Below are 23,004 nucleotides of genomic sequence, written 5' to 3'. Positions count from 1 at the left end.
AAGGTGTGTAAAAAAATGAATAATGAAGCAATGAACTCAAAACAAACTATAGAGTCATATATGAAGCAAAATAATATAGACAAGGCTTATGAACTTGCAGAAGCATATGTAAAGGCATCACCTAACGATCCAGATGGTTATTATTTATATGGTTATTTATTAATGCTTAAAGATCAAGACCAAAATGCCAGTCTTATATTTAATAAGGGATTAGATATTGATCAAAAGAATGCTCTATTAAACTTTTCTATAGGAAATCTTTTAAATAAGCAGCACAAATCCACAGAAGCCTTAAAATATTTCTGCAAATCAAAACTATTTAACCCATCCATAGATTTTAAAATCAGTCTAAAAAATGACTTTAATAATCTTAATATACTCTTTGGCTCTATGGAGATAGCTAACCAGATGCATACTTCTGTAAAAGGCTTAAAAAAATTAGGCCTTAATGCCAAATCTATAAATTATTATCCTGGCTATTTGGGTTACAAAAATGACTACACATTAAATTTATCTTCAATCGAAGATTTTGATATCGCTGATCTAGAAACTAAAAAATTAGCCTCTGAACTTATATCTGAAAACAATGTATTTCATCTTTTTTTTGGAACAAGTTTGACTTTAGATCATAGCGACCTTCCATTATTAAAAGAATTGGGAAAGAAAGTTGTAATGCAGTACTGGGGATCTGATGTGAGAATGTACTCTAAAGCAGTAAAATTAAATAGATATGTAAAGGTAAAGAACATGGATGAAGAACAGATTAAAAGACACCTGGAATTTATCTCCTACTATGTATCAGACTGCTTAGTAGATTATGAATTAGCAGAATACGTAAAAGACTTCCATACAAACATTCATTATATTATGCCTGCTATTGATCTGTCTGAATACAAGGTTGTTGAACCAACCAAAAATGATAAACCTTTAATCGTTCACGCACCTACCTCTCCTGAATTTAAAGGAACCCCCTATATACTGAGAGCAGTTGAACAACTAAAACAATACTATGATTTTGATTTTAAGTTAGTACAAGGTGTATCTCATGAAGAAGCTGTTAAAATATATGCAAAAGCTGATTTAATAATAGATCAGATTCTAACTGGAAGTTACGGTCTCTTTTGTATAGAAGCTATGGCCATGGGTAAACCTGTTATATGCTATATAAGTGATTTTATGAAAGAAAAGTATCCAAAGGATTTACCTGTCATATCTGCAAATCCAGATAATATAAAAGAAACTATAGAGAATTTCCTTCGCAATAGAGATAGATCAGAAGATTTAAGAATTAAAGGTAGATCATACGTCGAAAAGTATCATGATATGAATCTAATTTGTTCTGATCTATACCATGTATACAAAAATTTATAAACTTCTATTTCATTTTATTGATTGAGGTTAAATATATATTAAAGGGTTCCTATGTCTAAACTTAATTTATATTCGTTAGAAAATCTGTGCTTCTGGGTATTTTCAGGCATGTATAAATTAATAGTCGAGCTAGGAACCTTATAAAAATGCAATATAAAGTTATTATTATCTTATAAGCTTTTTATTTATTTAATCTTCTAAACTTCTATACCATTCAATAGTCCTCTTTAATCCGCTAATCAAGTCGATTTTAGGATTGAATCCTAGAAGTCTTTTTGCTTTATCAATACTAGGAACCCTTAATTCCACATCTGCATATGCTTTTGGTATATATATAATATTAGAATTAGAGCTTGCTATTTGTTTTATCAGCTTAGCTAGCATTTCTATTGTTATGGTAGCTTTAGGATTTCCTATATTTAAAGAATTACCTATTGCAGCATCACAGTTTAAACATAATCTTATCCCTTCAATGAAGTCATCAATATAACACCACGATCTTATTTGATCTCCATCACCATGAATCTGTATTTCCTCATTCTTAATAGCCTTAAGTATAAACTTGTGAATCGCTCCTTCTCCAACTTGCCCTGGCCCATATATATTGAAAGGTCTTACTGTTACAGTCTTTAGCCCATATTGCTTGTAATAACTATGAGTAAGGTGCTCACCTGCTAACTTACTCGCAGAATAGGTCCATCTAGCTTCTCCAGCAGGTCCTATTTTTGCATTACACTCCTCATCCACCCTATAGGCATGGCTACCAAAGACTTCACTAGTAGAAAAATCTATAAATCTACTTATATTTCCTGCATAATTCTTTATTGCTTCTAAAACATTATAGGTTCCTAACATATTAACCTTCATTGTTTCCACTGGATTACTAATAACTGTATCTACTCCAGCAATTGCAGCCAAATGCACAACTATATCTGGAGAAAAATCTTTAACTACTTTTTTTAAAAATTCTAAGTCTAATATATCTCCTTCCATTAAAGTAATTGAGTTCTCATTTAATAAATCTGTATCTTTTATTGAGTTTCTTCTGAGATTATCATAAATTAGCAACTTATTCTCTTTAGCTAAAACCTCACTTAGCTTTGAACCTATGAATCCTGCTCCACCTGTTAACATTATCCTCTTATTTTGGGTATCTAAATTCATCTTTACCCTCCATTTAAAATATTCTAACTGTACATAAGCCAATAGAATTATCATTTATTTATCCATCTTATAACTTCAAAACCCTCTGCAAATTTTTCTCCTATCTGCACACCCCTAGCAGTAGCCATGCTTCTAATAAAATCTTCTTTAATATAATCCCTATGATTCTGTGATTCATAGCATCTTAGAGCTTCTATTTTTCTTAATATATGCCTTTCTTCTAGAACAAAAAAGGCTTGAGTATTAAAAGAAAGATTATTCCATATCATTTCATAACCTAGTATAGTGAACATCTTAAAAGCCCTTATGCCTTCATTTGTGATTGTCTGATGGTCTTGATGTATATCTTTTGATGACGGCAGTAAAATCAAATCTGGTTTTAGTAATTCTCTTAACTTTATTAAATCATCTAATATTGACTGCCTGTTATCAGAAAAAGTCCTAACCTTATATGAATATAAATATAGATTTTCAGGTTTTATACCTAAGGTTTTAGTAGCCTTTTTTACTTCAATCTCTAATATATTAGTAGGAAGCCCTTTTCTTACTGAAAGTTCACATACAGAGAATGCTGCATAGTATATTTCAGAACCTTCTTCTATAAACTTGGCTATAGTTCCACCGCAGCCCAATTCACCATCATCAGTATGAGGTGCTAATATTAAAACCCGCTTAAACATATCTCCTCCCAAATAACCTAAGTAACTTTTATAGCATTTATTTCTTTTGCATACTCATCAAGCAACCTTTTTCTGCTATCTTCATAACTAAAACTTAATTCTATTCTTCCACAATCATGTATGCACCAGATTGACAGCTGTTTTGGAACTACAACCTTATAGCCATTCCTCTTGAATTCAATACTGTGAGATATATCATAAAAATGCCATCCTTGAAATATATCTTCTCTCCAAGGTATATCATACTGTGTTATCATAATTAGCCCATCTATAGCTGCCACTTCTTCATATATATCCTTCACTTCATTAAAATTGATGACCTCCATACTTCCAATATGACTGTCTGCAACTTTACCTAAGCAGTCATTTGCCTCCCACCATACTCCGTTAGCTGGAATCGTCCTACATCCAACCACCCCAATCATACCTATATTTTTATTTAGGTTAAATATCTGTAAGATATCATGTATAAAGTTTTTGTTCACTATGAACACATCTTGATGCATGAAAACCTTATACTTTGCATCTGACCTTCTAATCCCTTCATTATAGGCACTTGTAATTGAGTTGAAATTTTTAATTTTAATAAATTCCACTTCAATATCCTCTGGGGTTATTAGATGTTCCACATAAAACTTTGATTCTTCATATAATTCTTCATTATTAACAGAGGTTATAAAGGCAATTTTTTTATCATTCATCTTTTTTCCTCCAAATATATATCTTTCATAATACTTCTTAATTTATCTTTTAAAATTATATGTTTCTCAATAGCTCTATCTATATCTTCCATTGAAAGTTTTTTAGAAAGAAATAATTCAGCAATTTTTCCTACACTATTCTCAATATCAACATCATATTCTATTCTCCTAAGTATAAATGCTAACCTTTGATCCATCCCATTCTCATTGTTGTCTGCTACAACTATATATCTAGAAGATAAATACTGGATTTTCATATCTGGTTTTGATATCGATAATAGATTCTCTATGAACTCCTCATCTTCTTTATTAGTTTCTTGAAGTATACCTTCTGCCTTGATGTTATAATACTTACAATCGGCAAGAAGCTTATATAAATCATTGAAAGTAAAGAAACTTACATCTTCACTACCTAAGCATCCATCATCATATCTCCAATTACCATTAATTAATTGTTTTATCTTTGGAAAATACATAGCATTAGGAACTATCAATATTAAATGTCCAAGGGGTTTAAGATACTTCTTAATAATACTCAAAAGCCTTTCTGGATAATAAAGATATTGAAGAAGTTCACTTATTATAATGTAATCAAAAAAGCTTTCCTCATATCCAAACTTAATATTTTCTACATCTCCTACCTTCACGTTCATGAAACTTTTAGCAATCTCCGCAGCTTCAATGTTTTTTTCTATTCCAAAGAGCCTCGTATTCTCATATTCATCTCGTATTTTCAAACAAGTTGCTCCGCATCCACAGCCAATATCTAGTATATTCATTGGTTTATTATCTATATTAATAATCTTATTTAAAATCTCAAATCTTATAAGAGTCATGCTGCTGGGATCAAATCCCCACTTTTCTATAAACTTTCTATAGTTTTCATACATTATATTATTTGTTTTACCTGGATCTCTCTTAAACGAAACACTTCCATAATGATGAACAAAGGTATCTTTACATAGCAAAAGTTTATACCCAGCTTTTATTATCCTATATGAATAATCATCATCCTCATAATTACCTGGTGTAAATCTTTCATCCAGTAATCCAACTTCGTTAATAACCGACTTTTTTATCAGCATACAAAAGCCAATTAGCTTAATCCTCTGTTCCCATTTCTTTTCATCCGAATCATTATATTTATCTGCAAATTCAACAAGCTCATCGTAATTATTATATGAAGTAGGGATAGTCTGATAATAAGAGCAGCTATTAGTTACTGCGCCAACAGCCCCTACACTGTCATTACTCCATAAGGCTAAAGACAAATTGTTTAACCATTTTGGAGTAACAATAACATCATTATTTAATAACAAGATACTATCTCCTGTTGCGATGTTTATTCCTTGATTGCATCCCTTAGGAAACCCTATATTGTATTCATTAAATATGCATCTGATATCAATACATCTTTTTAACCACTCTTTTGTCTCATCAGAAGAATTATTATCTATAACTATAATTTCATAATCCAGATGTTCTGTATATTTTCTTATACTATCTATACATTTTTTCGTATATTCTATATTGTTGTAAGTAAGTATAATTATACTAGTCTTATGTGTCTCTATATTTCTATTCAAGTTTCATCAATCCCTTATAAAATAGTCAATAATATAATATGTCTACTTAGCGAAGTTGCTAATAAAAATTCCTTTGAAGTGATTAATTCTAACTTAAACCAATCTTAAGCTTAAAACTTTATACTTTTCTATTAAGTAAACAAAGAAGCTCAGTACTGCAATTAATTATCGCAATACCAAGCTTCTCCTTCATATTTATTTAATTAGATCTTAAATTTATTTACATCATCTTCTAACCCATTAGATAATTCCTTTAAGTTAGTTGCTTTTTCATTAAACGAATCCATGCTTGCAGATACTTGCTGAGTAGCCGCTGAAACTTGCTCTGTGCTTGCAGCAGTTTCTTCTGATATAGCAGACATATTCTGCATTTTATCCATTATGGAATCCTTGTCTTTATTAATACCATTTATTGATTGCTGAACAGTGACAATCATCATTGCTAACTTATCAATAGCTCTAGATATTTCATTAAAGGTTTCCTTGGTTTCTTTTACCGCATTACCTTGTTCCTCTATTGTAGTTTTAGCTTCAGTAACAGATTTTACTGCAATCATTGATTTTTCATTAACTTGCTCTATAAGAACCTGTATATCTTTCGTTGATTGAGTAGACTGTTCTGCAAGAGTTCTAATTTCATCAGCTACTATAGAGAACCCTCTTCCTGCTTCTCCAGCTCTTGCAGCTTCAATTGCTGCATTTAATGCTAGAAGATTTGTTTGTTCTGCAATACTATTTATAGTCTTCGTTATTTCTTGGATATTTAAAGATGAATCTCTCATGTCCTTAACTGCTAACTCTATCTTATCTGATGCTTTACTTGTATCTATAGACTTATCTGAAAGTGCATCCATAACTACTAATCCGGTTTTAGTCATATTATCTGTATCAGTTGATACTTTAGTCATATTAGTTGTTTGTTCATATATACTTTGAAGTTTCTTAACCAAAGCATCAAGCTCAGATACTCCTGTCTCAACATCTCTTGCTTGCTGAGTACTTCCGCTAGCAACTTGATCTATAGTTTTAGCTATATCTTCTATAGCATTTGTTGTCTGCTCACTAATAGTCGAAAGATCTATAGATGTTTTATTTATAGTGTCAGTTGAATTTTTCACGTTTGCAACGAGCGCACTTATGCCCTTAGCCATTTCATTATAGCTCTCTGCTAAGTCTTCAAACTCATCTTTAGAATTAATAACTAAAGAATTAGTTAAATCACCTTTTGCAGCTCCGTTTAATGCAAACCTTAACTTCTTAATATTTTTATTAATAGTTTCACTAAATAAAAACGCTACTATCACATTTATTATTAACGCACCAACTAAAAATACATAAAGAAGATTAGTTAGTACCTTTGTGTCAGTATTTATTTCACTTTTCTTCATTGAGGCCATTATCTTCCAACCAGTAGTATCGTTAGTTATGTAACTTGCAAATTTTGTTTCACCTGTTTTTGTATATATGTATTCAGCTATTCCACTCTTAGAGTTCTTTACTTCATTCCAATATGTCTGCTTAGTTGTATCATCTTTTCCTAAAAGTGTCTTGTCAGGGTGAGCTATCATGATACCATTTTTGTCACTTACATATACATAGCCCTCATTACCTAAGGTTACCTTTGACATATTATCGGCTAATGTACTTAAATTTATATTTATAGTAACTACTCCAACTTCAGTACCGTCTTTAACTACAGCTTTAGAAACAGATATTATATTATTGCCTGTTCCTAAAGATTTATAAGGTTCTGAAAATGCAACCTTCCCCTTATTCTCCATAGCATCTTTATACCAACCTCTTGCAGTCGGATCATAATCAGATGCGAAGTTTGTTTCAGGATAAGAGATTAATTTTTTATCAGTAGTAGAAAAAAGTATTTGTTCAATATCTCCATTACTTACTTTTACCTGCTTTATTACATCTTTTGCATACTCTTCACTTTCTGGATGTGTGCTTAAATTTGTTAAGTTATAATCATTGGAAAGCATAATTGTACTTGAAACGATTCCATTAAAATAGTTATCTAATGACTGATTTACTAGACCAACTTCTTGATTTGTTGTCACCTTAAACTTGTTTAAAATTATGTCATAAGATTTTTTATATGCCGCTACTCCATAAGTGATTAAAGGAATTTGACATATGAAAATCATCATAAGTATAAGCTTGACCCTTATACTCCTAAACTTAAACCTTTTCTCATCATTTACTTTTTTCTTTTGTTGTTGATCCTTTTCCATTCTTTTTCCCCCTTAAAAATATAGCTGTATTTATATTGATATAAATCTAAGTATAAGCTAGCTATTTACTTTAAAAATTACCCCTATTATCTAAGCGCTATTTTACATTCAGGTTACAAAATTCCACAAATATCTATACTCAACAATTAAAGATATCACTACAAAAATTATACATTTAGACTTATATCAACATTTACATATATTTATCGACACTATAATAACATTTTTAACTACTGGAAACAATTAATTTAATTAATTATTTAATATAAAAAAAATTTTCATTAAAATTGGAAAAATATCTAATAATTATTATTAGAAACCATTTATCCCTCTGTTCACGAAAAAAAAGCTAGCATAAATATAAACTCATGCTAACTTTTCTAACCATTTGTTATATAAAATCTTTTTATTATCCGTCTTTCTGAATATAAACGAGAAAAACTTTGCAGACGAATATTTTACTTTTTAAGCAGTCTATTTTAATAGAGCTAAAGTTTTATCTAGAACTACCTTACCATCCATCATACTGTAGTCCTTCATATCAATTACCACAACTGGAACTCTACCTTTTATTATTTTATCAACTTGTCCCTTTAAAAACTTAACTTGAGGACCAAGAAGAACTGCGTCTACTGTACTACCTACATTAGCGCACTTTGAGATAGGTAAAGCGAATATCTCTATATCTATATTTTTATCGTTTGCAGCACTCATCATTTTGTTAACCAATAAACTTGTAGACATCCCCGCTGCACAAACAATTAGTATTCTCTTCATAAAATCCCCCCTAATAGAACGAAACAAAATCGTATAAGTCAATTATATAGTTGTAAATTTCCTAATGTAAATGTTTTATAACTTTATGTAACAAGTATATTGTTTTGTAAAATTATAACTTTAAAAAACATGTTGTTACACAAAAAAGTCTCTGAAGTAGTTTTCTTCAATGATTTTTTTGCATATCTACCTTTCCAAATACATATAAAGAAGCTTGCAGACAAATAAGTTTTGTTTTTTTTATGTATCCCCTAAAACTCATCTTAAATACTTAAAAACAATTCTGTTAACTAGCATTAAGATTTTATAATTACAATACAGTAAAAAATAAAAGGATGCTATTATACATCCTCTTAAGTTCATTATTTTACATATATCGCGAAATACAATGCCATTCCAAACTTTGACTTATTTTTAAATGTTGTTTTTAAATACGATTCCAACTTATCTTTTGGAAGACTTGTTTCTACATCCATTGTTGCCTTAATTTTGCTTACATTTTCTTTAATGGTGCATTTTATATTATCATCTTGATAATTATCAAAAAACTCCACCAACTGCTTTAACTGTGCACAATTTAGTTCTGCTACATAAGTATTCATCTACATTCCTCCTAAGATATATTTATAAAATAAACCTAACTAGTCTTGTAAAGATAATATACAGCTTGTACTATATACATTTTATATATGTATTTTGTATAAACCTTGTATATAATATTATTTAATTCTAAGTTTTAGAATCAAATATACAAATTAGAATATTAAAAACACTCTATAAAATCATTATATAATTTCTCAATCCTTATGTAAAGGTTTAAGGAGATATAGTTATATATAACTCAGATTGTAAAATGGTACATATAAAAAACATCTTGTTATTTAAAGCAGCAATCTATTGACTTCTCTAGCTAACGCCTCAATTATATATACAGTAGGTACTTGAGAAGTAACGTCTCTATATTCTAAAGCATTATCTAAAAAGTTTTCTGTGCTTATGTAATATGATATATTTATATCAGAAAGCTTTGACAAAGTTGAACTTTTTCTGTTTGTTATTGAAATAATCTTACTTCCTTTAGATTTTAATAGATTTACAAGTCTTAAAGATGAATCAGTTTCACCAGAAACTGAGAGTGCTATAGTTACACTATTGCTAACCATTTCACCAATAAGTGGAAAATAAGGATCATCTATATGCATAGCAAACTTTCCTAGGCTTGACATATATCTTGCTCCATATCCTGCTATAAAGCCTGAGTTCCCAATTCCTATAAAGATTACATTATTATAATCAGCTATAAGTTGCGCAGCCTTCAATATACTTTCATCTAGGTCTCCATTTAAAGATCTTTCCATAAACTCTTCTATAGCGTTGATACTATTATCAAGAATCTTACTATTATTTTCTTTTGCATGCATCTTCAATTTAACTTTAAAATCAGAGAATCCCTCGCAACCCATATTTCTACAGAACCTAAGTATAGTAGTTGTGGAAACATGAGTTTCTTGTGCTAATTCTCTTATTCTCATATACATTACTTTATTCATATTTTCAATTACATACTTATATAAATCTAATTCTAGTTCATTTAAATTCGCAATATTTTCAGCACTAAACACATCAACCACTCCTTAATTAAATAGTACCTCTTTACTTATGTAATTTCAAAGGTTAATTTACAGATATGAACATATAATTTTGTAAAACAGAAATATTACTGTTTATACATGTTTATTATATCTTTAAGGACAGCGGCTCCAGCACCAATAGGATCAGACGCCCCTCCTGCACAAAATATTTCACCCATTTCATCTGTATCATAAACTATACACTTATTTGTACCATTAACTGATGCCATCATTTTTGTATTTATCACTTTTACTGGTGAAACTTTCATGTATACTTCCTCACCTGAGATACTCGCTTCTGCTATTAGTTTTATCGTTTGTCCATTTTCATATGCAATTCTAATATCATCATTTGTTATTTTATCAATTCCAGTTATAGTTACATCATTAATAGTATACTTCTTGTTCAGTACTTTATTTACTATTAGTACAAGTTTACAACCACTATCAAATCCACTTATATCTAATGTAGGATTTCTCTCTGCTATCCCCATACTTTGAGCTTTTTCCAAAGCCTCTTCAAAGGATATTTTATTTAACGTCATTTCAGTTAGTATATAATTCGTAGTTCCATTTAATATTCCCTTAATTGATTTTAACTTTGATCCACTCAAGCAATTTTCTCCTATATCTAAAGTTGGAAGAGCCGCTGCTGTAGCTCCGCTATAATTTAATTTAGCTCCTTTTTCTTTAACCTTATCTAAAATTTGCGTGTAATTAGTTACTAGCGCTCCTTTAGATGCAAAAACTAAATCCATCCCCAGATTCAGGGCCTCTAAAGAATAACTTAATCCAGGTTCACCGCTGTTTAAGTTCGTTGGAGTTGCTTCAACAAGTATATCACCTTTAGGAATCACTTTATTATTCAAATTTAAGCCTTTAACTTTAGCATATTCTTTGAGAGCAGAAGACCCTTTACCACACTTTATCAACAAACTTAAATCTATACCTTTTTCTTCAAAAATCTGACCTTCCGCTGCAATTATTGATATTACTTGTAAGTCTAAATTATATTTATTAATGATAAGGTTTTTATTATTTGATATAATTTTGCAAAGTTCTACTGATACATTACCATACCCACATATTACTATAGATTTTTTCAAAAAAATCCCCCCAAAATTTAAATGAATCTTATTCTATTTTCCCATCTAAAATACTTTTTAATTTAGATAAAAAATATCCTGATATCAATGGTGTAGTACCTATTATAATTAAATATATATTTAAAATATTATAATGCTTAAACATAGAAAGTAAAACTACCAGAACTATAGTACTAATTATTCTTCCTAAGTTAAGTACTATATCCTTATTTATCATATATTCTACTCTTAAGTCTCCTTCATGAGATTTATCTATTACATTAAACGTAGTAGATGATAATTGAATCATAAAAAATGGCATAAAGAACGAATCCATCACTGTATAAATGAGTAATATCATATAACTTATTCTAAACGAAAGTAGCAATGCACCTATTAATGCCGACATACCTCCAATAAATATCGCTATTCTTCGCCTTTTAGGTTTTATTATCCTTTGCACCAACATATAAGACAAGGATGAAATAAATGCACCTACTAGCGATAGCTTACCAAGTGATAATTCGCTGCCTGTATTTTGAAAGATTAGTAAATTCACTATAAATACTATAATAACATCTCTAAAGCCCCAACACATAGTAGCTTTTCGAATCATGCCCCAATCATTATTATTTTTAGAAAAGGCAACTCTTAAGTTTAGTTTACTGCCGCAGTTCTTACACTTTAAGGTGAGACTTATAAGCATCAATATTATAAACAAAGCTAAGGTTATAGCAAATACTATAGTGTATCCTTTTATGCCCTGAAATCTACTTATTATGTATGCTGAAGTTATAGGAGCGACTATACTGGCAAATCCACAGCAACTACCATTATAACCATTAAAAGTATCTCTGTTAGTAGGACATGTAAAGTCAAAACTCAAAGTATTGAAAGCTAGCCAATAGAACCCACAAGCAAATCCATATATAACACCTAAAAAGTATATAGCTCCAACTCCATTTTTTCCTATTAATAATATCAATACATAGAACACAGCATATAATAACAATCCTACTCTTAAGGCCCATATTCCATTTTTCTTTTTAGCTATATATCCCGCAATCATGAAAGAAACAGGTGTAAATACATAATGCATTAAATTATATATTGCTATTACAATAAAATCTCCAGTTTCTCTCCAAAAAAATATGTTGGCAAATATTCCTGATAACCCCATACCTAACGTAAAAATTGTACTAACTACTAATAGTAATTTCGCCTCTCTACACATTTTGCCCTCCTCTGCCATACTAAAACTATATAAGTTGCAGTAACATTTAAAGCTTAGAGTCAACAACTCATCTTTATTATCTACATTCTCCTTTATCACATTCATAAAATCTTTTTGAAAAACTTGACAAATACTTATATTATTACTAATATTTTATATAAATTAAAAATATTTAACGATATTTACTTACTTATAGCAACTAAGAAAGGGTGATTTACAATTGTCTGAAAAAACTCCAACCAGAGAAGAAGCCTTAACTCTTCTAAAAGAATTTAATAAAACTGAAAGCCTTTTAACACACGCCTTATCAGTAGAAGCTGTAATGCGACATTTTTCAGAACTTTATAACGAAGATTCTGAGAAGTGGGGCATTATTGGATTACTTCATGATTTGGATTACGAGATGTATCCAGAAGAACACTGCTTTAAAGCAAGAGAAATACTTGAAGAAAGAAACTGGCCTGAAGCTTATATCAGAGCTATTCAAAGCCATGGTTACGGTCTAGTTAATGATATAGAGCCTATAGAAACTATGGAGAAAGTTCTTTATACTACTGATGAACTTACAGGACTTATTACTGCAACCTGCTTGCTTAGACCAAGTAAGAGTGTTCTAGATTTGGAAGTTAAGTCAGTAAAAAAGAAATGGAAACAAAAAGGTTTTGCAGCAGGCGTTAATAGAGAAGTCATAACGAAAGGTGCAGAAAAACTAGGCGTAGAAATAGATGAAATTATAGAAGAAACAATAAAAGGTATGCAAAAAGCTGCAGATGATATAGGTTTAAGAGGTGTAGTTTAGATATAACTATTATGAATCGTAGCTAGTAATTTTATCGATATATCTAATATATTAGCTCAAAACTTTTTCGCTTTTCTAAAAGTTAAAAGGGAAATATATTGTACAGACACATCCTAAATGTCTATATAATATATTTCCCTTTCAATTATATATCCTTAAGTTCTACTCTACAGAACTTAATTTCTGACTCTATTAAATATTAACGAAAGTGGATTATTTATTTCTATGAACACACACACTTAAAAAACTATCTTCTTTCTTCTCATTCCGATGTTTAAGACTAAGGCGATTGATACAACAGTAGTAAGAAGTGAACTGCCTCCATAACTTGTCAGTGGCAGAGTTATGCCAGTTATAGGCATGATTCCTATAGCCATTCCTGCATTTTGTAAAATAGCGAAGGTAAAATAAGTAGCCATGCCTACTGAAAAAATCATTCCAAATCCGTCTTTCGCTTTTTTAGCTATTGCTATAATTCTATATATTAAAAATCCATAAAGACTGAGCAGCACAATTGCTCCTAAAGTCCCAAAGTTTTCTGTAGTAACTGCAAATATGAAATCTGTTTGAGGTTCTGGTACATTACTTGCCACGTAATTAGCATTGGCTTGGTTTTCAACAGTGAACTTCTTTCCAAAGAATCCACCTGAACCAACTCCAGTCATTGCTTGAAGTAATTGGTACCCATCCCCTAATGCATAAGATTCTGGATCTAAAAAGGCAATTATTCTTCCTTTTTGGTAGTCCTTAATAAAATGTCCTGAGTTCCATATACCTACTACAGAAATAATTACGATTAAAATTCCTGCTCCTAAAACTTTAAGATTAAGATTTGCGGCGAAAGCTATTCCGAGTACTATGAAAAAAAGTACCATAGTCATTCCCATATCTGGCTGCTTAATTATAAGCACCATAGGTATGGCACAATATATACCTAGTATTATAAGATTTCTTATATTATTAACCTTAAACTCCATATCTTCGAGCTTTACACCAAGCATCATAATCAATGCAATTTTAGCTATCTCCGCTGGCTGTATATAAAAACCAACATAAACCCATCCAGTTGCGCCATTTATTGTTCTTCCAAAATAAAGTGTATATAAAAGCAGTATCATACACAACCAATAAAATATCTTCACATATATCTTTAAATCTACATAATCAATTAACAATACTATGTAGGATATTGCTAAAGATAATATAAGCCACTTTACCTGTTGACTTCCTTTACCACTACAAGTCGCAATATTATATGCTCCAAATAAAACAATTAATATGACAGTAATTATAATACCAAAATCCAGTTCTTTTAGTGTTTTCCTATCTAAAAATAAGCTCTTTATCATACTCTATATCACCTCTCACAAAACACCTTAATATATATTATATACCTTTTAAGGAAATAATAGTATTAACACATATCATTTATATATTTAATATTAGTATTGAAATTAAGATGTCGCTACAGGAGATGCTATATGAGCGAGCTATTAGAATTAAATGATTTTTGTAGATGTAATAGCGTAAAAAAACTGTATTGTCCAAGCGTAGCGAGTTATACAGTTTTAGCTATGAAATCGTAGAAAATCATATTAATTCTTTGCGAAGCTCATTAAAGTATCGGATGTAGAGACACCTTAATTTCAACATAGATAAACATAAAAGTGCTCATGCAAATAGCTTGAGCACTTTTATGTTTAACTATATTATTTTATTTATTCTCTAATTTATCTATAACTTCTTTAAATTGAGGTAAATGATTTTTATGAGCAACTAACATCTCATCTAATAATTGTCTACCTTTTAAATCATCACTGACCAAAGGATTAGTAACCATTGCCAATAAAGCCGTATCATAATTTCCAGTATATGCAGCTTCTGCTGCTAATCTTTCAAAGGCTTTAATTTGTGCAGTAAGCCCCTGTACCGCAATTGGAAGATCTGTTACAGTCTCTACAGGGTTTGGTCCTTCTTTTCCAACATAGCAGCTTACTTCCACTGCAGAATTCATATCAAAATTACTCAAGGTATTGCCATTTCTTGTGTTCACAGCTATTACTGTATTCTTATCATTGTATATTGCATTTATTACATTACATGCGACATCTGAGTAATGAGCTCCTCCACGCTTTGATAATTGTTCAGGTTTTACAGCTAAATTAACATCCTTATATAATTCAAACAATTCCCTCTCAACTTGCATTACGACTTCAGCACGAGTTTGTCCTTTAGAATAACTTTCTAATTCTTCCTTAAGCATATCGCCTCTTTTATAGTAATACCTGTGGTATGGACAAGGTATAAGTTTCAAAGCTCTAATAAACTCAGTTTCCCATTGCATAGCTTTTATATTTGCCATAGTTGGACTTTCATTGTTTGGATCAAGTAGCTTTTCCATTACTTCATTAGTTATATCCTTACCATCTAAATAAACTCTTTCACCGTATACCATATGATTAAGACCAGCAAAATCTACTCTTATTCTTGAGTGTTCCACTCCAAGCAATGCTGCTATTGAGAACTCAAGTCCTATAGGCACATTACATACTCCTATAACTTTTTTATGTTCTCCATACCTTAATAATGCTTCCGTAACTATTCCAGCAGGATTTGTAAAGTTTATAAGCCATGCATTTGGACAGAGCTCTTTCATTTCCTTGGCAATATCAAGTATAACCGGAACTGTTCTTAATGCTTTAAATAATCCACCTGCTCCATTAGTTTCTTGTCCCAAAAATCCATGGCTCAAAGGAATTCTTTCATCCTTAGCACGAGCTGGAAGTAAGCCTACACGAAGCTGAGTTGTAACAAAATCAGCATCCTTTAAAGCTTCTTTTCTATCTAAGGTCATATGAATTCCCATTGGAACTCCTGCTTTTTCTACCATTCTTTTAGCTAAGTTACCTACTATCTCTAATTTTTCTTTTCCTTCTTCAATGTCCACCAACCAGTATTCTGTAACAGGAAGTTCATTATATCTTTTAATCAAACCTTCAACCAATTCTGGTGTATAGCTTGACCCTCCCCCTATGGTAACTATCTTCAAACCTCTCTTATCCATTTTACATCCTCCTAAAATATAAGTAATCGTATTCATTTATGTAATGTTTAATCTCTATTTATATAATAATACGATTTATATTAATTTTATTACTTACTAATATTATAAATCAACCTACTTATTTTGTGGTTTCTATTTATGAAAATTTTTAATATTCAAAATCTCTAATTGAAGACACCTTACCTAGTCTAATCAGAAAAAAGCTGTAAAACAAAATAGTTTTACAGCCTTTTTATCATTGTTTTTAAGTAATTATTTGTAGCTTAATGACTTTCTAACAAAATAAACTACAGTTCCAAATATAGCTAATATAAACAACGGCAAGGATAGTATTCCTAAGTTGCTCTTATTACCTAATGCTACCATCAATGAATTATATTCCATTACTGAAAGATATACCAAAAGTTCAGTTTTTATAAAGATCATAAGCCTTCTTGCATTGCTATATTGATCTCTCGCATTTATCTCATTTATATCTACCACATAATTAAAAACATGAGGAAACTTACTCAATGTAGTCAATAAAACATAGAATAATATTGATATTATAGGCATTATAAGTAAAGTATTTTTACTCCCCCAGCCATCAGGCTCTCCTGTTATTCCAAAATGAGTAGCTATATGCTGAGGTATTCTATCCCAGCAAGCTGTAAGCATTCCTATCACCACAATTATGGCCGCGATTGATATTATCTCTAATATTCTTTCTAAACTTGAATAAGGTATCTTTAATATAGGTCTTTTATTACTTCCATTCCCAAAAGATTCAGTCATGAAGCTCATCTCCTAAATATATCTTTAATAGCTTTTATATTTAAATTATATTCTTTAACTTTACTTTAAAAGCCTATTAGGCTACTTATATTAGTTGTTACATCTAAAGTCAAGTTATACTATAAGTTAATAATAATTGCTATATGATATAATTTCAAAATCTATATCCTTAAAAATATATTGATATTAGCTAGTATTTTTTCATTTTATCCATTAAAGTACTAAACTTAAACATTAGCTTCAAGTATATACTATTCTTCCTTACCAAACATTGACATAAGGTCAGCAAAAGCATTATTTATAGGAGCATCGCTTTCTTTTTTCATCTTTTTCATTATGTTTGAAACTTCTTTTTTATTTACCTTATCTGATTTATTATCAAATCTCTTATTAAAGGAACTTGCTTTTTCTCTGAAGCTGCAATTAGTATTTGCACATACATATATTTGACCTTCTCCTTGACCCCTTAGTTCAAGCTTTTTATGACACTCTGGGCATCTAGCATTTGTAAATCTGCTTAAGTTTTCTCTGTGACCGCATTCTCTATCCTGACAAACCAGCATCTTTCCGTTCTTTCCGCTTACTTCTAGCATATACTTGCCACATTCAGGACACTTCTTACCAGTTACATTATCGTGCCTAAACTTATCACTACTTCCTTTAACATCTTGAACTAACTCTTTTGCATAATTTCTCATTTCTTCTGTGAAAACCTTAGGATTTTTCTTTCCTTTACTTATAAGATCAAGTTCAAGTTCCCATTTAGCAGTCATTAAAGGCGATTTAAGTTCTTCTGGAACTAATTCTATAAGTTGCTTTCCTTTTGAAGTCGGAATTATGTCTTTTCCGCTCTTCTCTATATAGAACATGTTATATAACTTCTCTATTATATCTGCTCTAGTAGCAACTGTTCCTATTCCACCAGTTTCTCCTAGAGTTTTAGCAGAAACCTTATCTACTGATACATATTTATGAGGCTTTTCCATAGCTGAAAGTAGAGTACCTTCATTAAATCTTGCTGGTGGTTTAGTTTGTTGTTTTTTACTATCTACTGATAATATAGGAAGTTTGTCACCCTTCTTTACAACAGGTAACTCTTGGCTATCCTTTTCATCTTCATCATCTGTAAGATCATCAACCCTATCATAAACCTTCTTCCACCCCTTTGACTTTATAACATTTCCTTTGGCCACAAAAGTTTCTCCACTTATATCTGTAGATATTGTTGTCTGTACATACTCATATGGAGGTAACATCACAGCTAAAAATCTCTTAACAACTAAGTCATAGATATGTCTTTCTTCACTGCTTAGTACTGCTAAATTAACTTTTTCTTCTGTAGGAATAATTGCATGGTGATCACTTACCTTGCTGTTATCTACAAAGCCTTTATGTGCATTTATCTTACCGTTTAAAATCTCAGTAGCAGCAGCTCTATAATTACTTATAGAAATTGCTTTAAGTCTTTCTGGCAAAGTAGCTACTATATCACTAGAAATATATCTTGAATCTGTTCTAGGATAAGTAAGTATCTTAAAGTTCTCATATAATCTCTGCATTATAGATAAAGTCTGCTTTGCTGAATATCCAAATATTCTGTTGGCATCCCTTTGAAGCTCTGTTAAATCATAAAGTGCAGGAGCAAATTGCTTCTTATTGCTCTCTATGACATCAACTACATTGGCTTCTTTTCCTTTAACTGCTGCAATTATCTTATTTGCCCTATCTTCTTCAAAAATACTACCATTGTTATTTTTATCTCTCCAGCTAAGAGTAAATCCTTTTGTCTTAGCACTTATAGTAAAATAATCCTTTGGTTTAAAGTTCTTTATCTCTTCTTCACGATTCACTATCATAGCTAAAGTAGCTGATTGAACACGACCTGCAGTAAGCTGTGCATTATGCTTGCATGTAAGTGCTCTAGTTATATTAAGACCTACTACCCAGTCTGCCTCAGCTCTACAAGCAGCTGCTTTATATAAATTATCATATTGTGATCCTGGTTTTAGATTCTTAAAACCCTCTAATATAGCCTTATCTGTTTGAGAGGATATCCATAATCTTTTTATAGGCTTGTTAACTCTAGCCTTTTCTATGATCCATCTTGCAACCAATTCACCTTCACGTCCTGCATCAGTTGCTATTATAATTTCAGTTACATCTTTTCTATTTAATTGCTCCTTAACAGCGTTATACTGCTTCCCACTTTGTTTTATAACTACAAGTTTTAAGTGATCAGGGAGCATAGGAAGATCTTCTAACTTCCAACTTTTATATTTATCATCATAAGCTTCTGGATCTGCAAGGGTAACTAAGTGCCCTAACGCCCAAGTAATTATATATTTTTCACCTTCTAAATATCCATTACCTTTTTTACCACACTTTAAAACTCTTGCAATTTCTCTAGCTACTGATGGCTTTTCTGCTAGTACTACTATCTTACTCATATCAACAACCCTTTCAGTTTTTCTATGCTTATATTACCACAAAGAAATCTTTTTAACTACTAATTAAAGATGAACCACTTCAATCTGAAATCTATTTTCAAAACTCCTCTGGTTTCTGAGAGGAGAATTTGAAAATATAAATTTAATTATGAAGTGGTTCATCTAAATCAACTCTATCTCTTTATAACGCAAAAATAATAGAAAGGCAGCTTAAACTGCCTTTCTATTATATATTAAGCAAAACTTTTTATTAAACTCTTAGACATATTTTTTATATTAAACCTTCTTCTTTAAGCACTTCTTCTAACTTAGATATAATCAACTCATCGTAGTGTTTCCCTACCAAGGCTTTAAGTTCTCTTAAAGCATCCCCTGGCTCCATACCTTTTCTATAAGGACGATCAGAAGTCATAGCATCATAAGAATCTGCAACACCAATTATCTTGGCTTCTAAACAGATTTCGTCTCCCTTTAGTCCTAAAGGATAACCGCTTCCATCTAATCTTTCATGATGCTGTCCTATTCCAAGAGCTGATTCTTTTATAAATGTATCTTTTACTATATCTTCTCCATCCTTAGGATGTTTTTTTATATATTCAAATTCTTCTGTTGTAAGTCTACCTGGTTTTTTTAAGACTTCATCTGGAACATTTATCTTTCCCAAGTCATGAAATGCTGCAGCATAATTCAAACAAGTAATCTTTGCATTTGATAATAATAACTTTTCACCTATTTTCACCGAATATTCTTTTACTCTTTCCCCATGAGCATGAGTATACATATCTTTTTCTTCAACAGCATTTCTCATATCTTCCAAGTCCTTCATCTTATTACTTATTAAGTGAAAAACTGGCTTATCACTCACATAAAGTATCTGAACATCGGTTATAGTTTTGAAAAAAGCCTTATTTTCTAAGTCCTTTGAAAAATAATAATCACCATTTTTTAGTTTTATCATTTCTCCATCGAACTCTAATACCAGCTCACCTTCTAATATATAAAAAAACTCCATTAGTTCAGAACTGTCTGCTGGATATACAAAAAAGATTGTATTTTTATCAATCTTTTGAAGCATTATTTCTGTTTGTCCACTATTTGCCAATAATGAAAGCTGCGTTTTATTGCTTAAAACTTTTTCTATATAACTACCTTTACGATTTAAAAATATTCCAGACATAATTCCTCCTAAACCAGGTATATGATTATTAACATTAGAAGATTTATATATTTAAATTGCTGTCTAATATTGTACTTTTAGTCCACTACGTGAACAGGATCTATCGCAATAATTTTCCCGCCAATATTATAGTCAAAATATTCCTTCTGAACCTCAATTCCGCCTGCTGTAGCCTCTGCTACCATGGCATTAGCTAAGTCCTCAGTTTCATTATATAAATCTAAGCAAAGCTTGTCTATCTCTTTGTTAGCTTCTTCTCTTAAATTAACAATTTCTTTATCAATTTCAGCTATCTTATCATCTTGTCCTGTATAATTAGCCTTTTCGCTCTCTAGTTCTACTACTTTTTTATCGAGTTCTATATTTATTTCTGAACCCTTTGTTTGAGCATTATCTATTAAAACTTGAATTTGTTGATTAGTTTGCTGAATCTTTGCAAGAATGTCTGACTTATCATCATTTGTTGCTGCAAAAGCATTGTGTCCTAATCCAAAAGAAACTAATAAAAACGTAAATAAAAATGCAATTAATTTTTTCATTTTTCTCCCCCTATATGCTACTTTCTTTTTGTTCTAAGAGTTTAATATGTCCTTATTAATTTTACTTTATTTTAATTCATTTAGCAATTTTTACAATGGAAAATATATCATATAATTGTTTTAACAAATTATTATTCTATCTGTCATACTTTGTATTTAACTGGATAAAAATACACTACTCAATACTAATTTGTTGCTTTAAGTATTGATATAGTGTATTTTGAATGACTATTTATTTAAACTACTGTTTTTATACCCATAAACGAAGTATATAATTAATCCAAGTAAAAGCCAAACTACAAATCTTATCCACGTTTGGATTGGTAAGAATGACATAAGATATCCACAGAATATAACTGTTAATATCGGAGTAAATGGCACTCCTGGGCACTTAAACTTTCTTTCTATATCAGGCATAGCTTTTCTTAAAACTACAACCCCAATAGAAACTAGAACAAATGCAAATAATGTTCCTATGTTACAAAGTTCCATTATAATACCTAGTGGTAAGAAACCTGCCATAATAGCAGTTATTATTCCTGTTATTACAGTACAAAGACCTGGCGTTCCAAACCTTTTATTTACCTTTGCAAATCTTTTTGGAAGTAATCCATCTCTAGACATAACCATGAATATTCTTACTTGTCCATATAGAGTTACAAGTAGAGTTGAAATCATTCCTATTACAGCTCCAACACCAACTAAAGCCGATCCCCAAGTTATACCTATAGTAGATAAGGCACCTGGTAAAGCGTTGTCGATATTTATACTCTTGAATGGTACTATCCCTGTTAATATCAAGGATACTGCGATATATAGAACAATTACTGCTATTAAACATATAGCAAGTCCCATAGGTACATCTTTCTTTGGATTTTTAGTTTCTTCCGCTGCAGTTGATACAGCATCAAACCCTATAAAAGCGAAGAATATTATTGATGCTCCCGTCATTATTCCCTTTGTTCCAAAAGGCGCAAAAGGATGATAGTTTGCCACATTTATATGAGTTATACCTAATACTACAAACACAAGTATTACGAATATTTTAATTCCTACTATTATATTATTTACCTTAGCACTTTCAGAAACTCCTATATATAAAATCCAAGTGACTATAAGAGTTATAATTACTGCTGGTAAATCAACTATACCACCACTTATAGGTGCTGTTGTTAATGCAGTTGGAATAGCTATACCATAATCCTTTAATATACCGACTAAGGTTCCTGACCAACCTGAGGCAACTGCTGCTGCAGAAACTAGGTATTCTAATATCAAATCCCATCCTATTATCCAAGCTATTATTTCACCGAAGGCAACATAGGAGTATGAATATGTACTACCTGAAACAGGAAACATTGATGCTAATTCCGAATAAGTAAGGGCGCATAAAGCACTAACTATAGCTGCAACTATATAAGATATTGTAACAGCAGGTCCAGCAAGTTGAGCGCCTTGTCCTGTAGCTACAAATATACCAGTTCCAACTACTGAACCAATACCTAAAGCTGCCAAGTCAAAAGCTGTAAGTTTTCTTTTAAGACCACTATGCTCTGTTGCTTCATTAAAATCATTAATTGTTTTACGTCTGAATATGTTCAAGATCATACCCCCATTTATATATTTTACACTCAATAAATTTTTCAAATACATTCTATTATTTAAGCACTTTATCAGTATATTAGATTAAAGTACCTCATAAATTATAAATACTATATTATAATTATACAAA

At 30.8% G+C, this 23,004-nt stretch carries 19 protein-coding genes; 2 read left to right on the top strand and 17 right to left on the bottom strand.

Annotated elements, in window-relative coordinates:
• Positions 1-15 precede the first annotated feature (15 nt).
• Entirely contained in the window at positions 16-1,371 is a 1,356-nt protein-coding gene (locus OCU55_RS13940) for a glycosyltransferase (RefSeq protein ID WP_261852920.1), read from the top strand.
• 189 nt (positions 1,372-1,560) lie between these two features.
• Here OCU55_RS13940 and OCU55_RS13935 read toward each other — a convergent pair whose 3' ends face one another.
• The 10 genes from OCU55_RS13935 to OCU55_RS13890 form a co-directional block, all read right to left on the bottom strand.
• Positions 1,561-2,535 carry an NAD-dependent epimerase/dehydratase family protein gene (locus OCU55_RS13935; RefSeq protein WP_261852919.1) on the bottom strand — a complete coding sequence of 325 codons (975 nt, stop codon included), beginning with the start codon at positions 2,533-2,535 and terminating at the stop codon, positions 1,561-1,563.
• Between the two features lie 50 nt (positions 2,536-2,585).
• Entirely contained in the window at positions 2,586-3,215 is a 630-nt protein-coding gene (locus tag OCU55_RS13930) for a PIG-L deacetylase family protein (RefSeq protein WP_261852918.1), read from the bottom strand.
• 17 nt (positions 3,216-3,232) lie between these two features.
• Positions 3,233-3,916, bottom strand: coding sequence for a glycosyltransferase family protein (locus OCU55_RS13925; RefSeq protein WP_261852917.1), 684 nt, complete (start codon positions 3,914-3,916; stop codon positions 3,233-3,235).
• On the bottom strand, positions 3,913-5,502 hold the full coding sequence (locus OCU55_RS13920) for a bifunctional glycosyltransferase family 2 protein/class I SAM-dependent methyltransferase (protein ID WP_261852916.1): 1,590 nt from the start codon (positions 5,500-5,502) through the stop codon (positions 3,913-3,915). The genes OCU55_RS13925 and OCU55_RS13920 overlap by 4 nt, the downstream gene beginning before the upstream one ends.
• A 203-nt stretch (positions 5,503-5,705) precedes the next feature.
• The gene (locus OCU55_RS13915) at positions 5,706-7,745 is read right to left on the bottom strand and encodes a methyl-accepting chemotaxis protein (protein WP_261852915.1); all 2,040 of its coding nucleotides are present in this window, start codon (positions 7,743-7,745) and stop codon (positions 5,706-5,708) included.
• A gap of 474 nt (positions 7,746-8,219) precedes the next feature.
• Entirely contained in the window at positions 8,220-8,522 is a 303-nt protein-coding gene (locus OCU55_RS13910; RefSeq protein WP_261852914.1) for a PTS sugar transporter subunit IIB, read from the bottom strand.
• A 362-nt stretch (positions 8,523-8,884) separates the two neighbouring features.
• On the bottom strand, positions 8,885-9,124 hold the full coding sequence (locus OCU55_RS13905; protein ID WP_183279426.1) for a hypothetical protein: 240 nt from the start codon (positions 9,122-9,124) through the stop codon (positions 8,885-8,887).
• A 279-nt stretch (positions 9,125-9,403) separates the two neighbouring features.
• The gene (locus tag OCU55_RS13900) at positions 9,404-10,144 is read right to left on the bottom strand and encodes a MurR/RpiR family transcriptional regulator (RefSeq protein ID WP_261852913.1); all 741 of its coding nucleotides are present in this window, start codon (positions 10,142-10,144) and stop codon (positions 9,404-9,406) included.
• 95 nt (positions 10,145-10,239) lie between these two features.
• Positions 10,240-11,259, bottom strand: a complete 1,020-nt coding sequence (locus tag OCU55_RS13895) for a homoserine dehydrogenase (RefSeq protein WP_261852912.1) — start codon at positions 11,257-11,259, stop codon at positions 10,240-10,242.
• Between the two features lie 28 nt (positions 11,260-11,287).
• Positions 11,288-12,472, bottom strand: coding sequence for an MFS transporter (locus tag OCU55_RS13890; protein ID WP_261852911.1), 1,185 nt, complete (start codon positions 12,470-12,472; stop codon positions 11,288-11,290).
• 220 nt (positions 12,473-12,692) lie between these two features.
• Between OCU55_RS13890 and OCU55_RS13885 the strand changes: the two genes are divergently transcribed.
• Positions 12,693-13,271: an HDIG domain-containing metalloprotein gene (locus tag OCU55_RS13885; RefSeq protein WP_261852910.1), complete on the top strand. Its 579-nt coding sequence runs from the start codon at positions 12,693-12,695 to the stop codon at positions 13,269-13,271.
• 239 nt (positions 13,272-13,510) lie between these two features.
• Here OCU55_RS13885 and OCU55_RS13880 read toward each other — a convergent pair whose 3' ends face one another.
• The 7 genes from OCU55_RS13880 to OCU55_RS13850 all read right to left on the bottom strand — a co-directional run bounded on the left by OCU55_RS13880 (position 13,511) and on the right by OCU55_RS13850 (position 22,874).
• On the bottom strand, positions 13,511-14,620 hold the full coding sequence (locus OCU55_RS13880) for an FtsW/RodA/SpoVE family cell cycle protein (protein ID WP_261852909.1): 1,110 nt from the start codon (positions 14,618-14,620) through the stop codon (positions 13,511-13,513).
• Positions 14,621-14,985: 365 nt separating this feature from the next.
• Positions 14,986-16,335, bottom strand: a complete 1,350-nt coding sequence (locus tag OCU55_RS13875; RefSeq protein ID WP_261852908.1) for a 6-phospho-beta-glucosidase — start codon at positions 16,333-16,335, stop codon at positions 14,986-14,988.
• 252 nt (positions 16,336-16,587) lie between these two features.
• Positions 16,588-17,109 carry a DUF1648 domain-containing protein gene (locus OCU55_RS13870; protein WP_261852907.1) on the bottom strand — a complete coding sequence of 174 codons (522 nt, stop codon included), beginning with the start codon at positions 17,107-17,109 and terminating at the stop codon, positions 16,588-16,590.
• A 251-nt stretch (positions 17,110-17,360) separates the two neighbouring features.
• Positions 17,361-19,556: a DNA topoisomerase III gene (locus OCU55_RS13865; protein WP_261852906.1), complete on the bottom strand. Its 2,196-nt coding sequence runs from the start codon at positions 19,554-19,556 to the stop codon at positions 17,361-17,363.
• A gap of 271 nt (positions 19,557-19,827) precedes the next feature.
• The gene (locus tag OCU55_RS13860; RefSeq protein WP_261852905.1) at positions 19,828-20,733 is read right to left on the bottom strand and encodes an HD-GYP domain-containing protein; all 906 of its coding nucleotides are present in this window, start codon (positions 20,731-20,733) and stop codon (positions 19,828-19,830) included.
• A gap of 77 nt (positions 20,734-20,810) precedes the next feature.
• Positions 20,811-21,272, bottom strand: coding sequence for a hypothetical protein (locus OCU55_RS13855; RefSeq protein ID WP_261852904.1), 462 nt, complete (start codon positions 21,270-21,272; stop codon positions 20,811-20,813).
• 228 nt (positions 21,273-21,500) lie between these two features.
• Complete coding sequence (locus OCU55_RS13850) at positions 21,501-22,874, bottom strand: APC family permease (RefSeq protein WP_261852903.1); 1,374 nt, start codon at positions 22,872-22,874, stop codon at positions 21,501-21,503.
• Between the last annotated feature and the right edge of the window lie 130 nt (positions 22,875-23,004).

It is taken from the genome of Clostridium folliculivorans, from assembly GCF_024341905.1.
In the GTDB taxonomy this organism is placed as follows: Bacteria; Bacillota; Clostridia; order Clostridiales; family Clostridiaceae; genus Clostridium_AR; species Clostridium_AR folliculivorans.
This window is presented reverse-complemented; position numbering and strand designations above follow the sequence as displayed.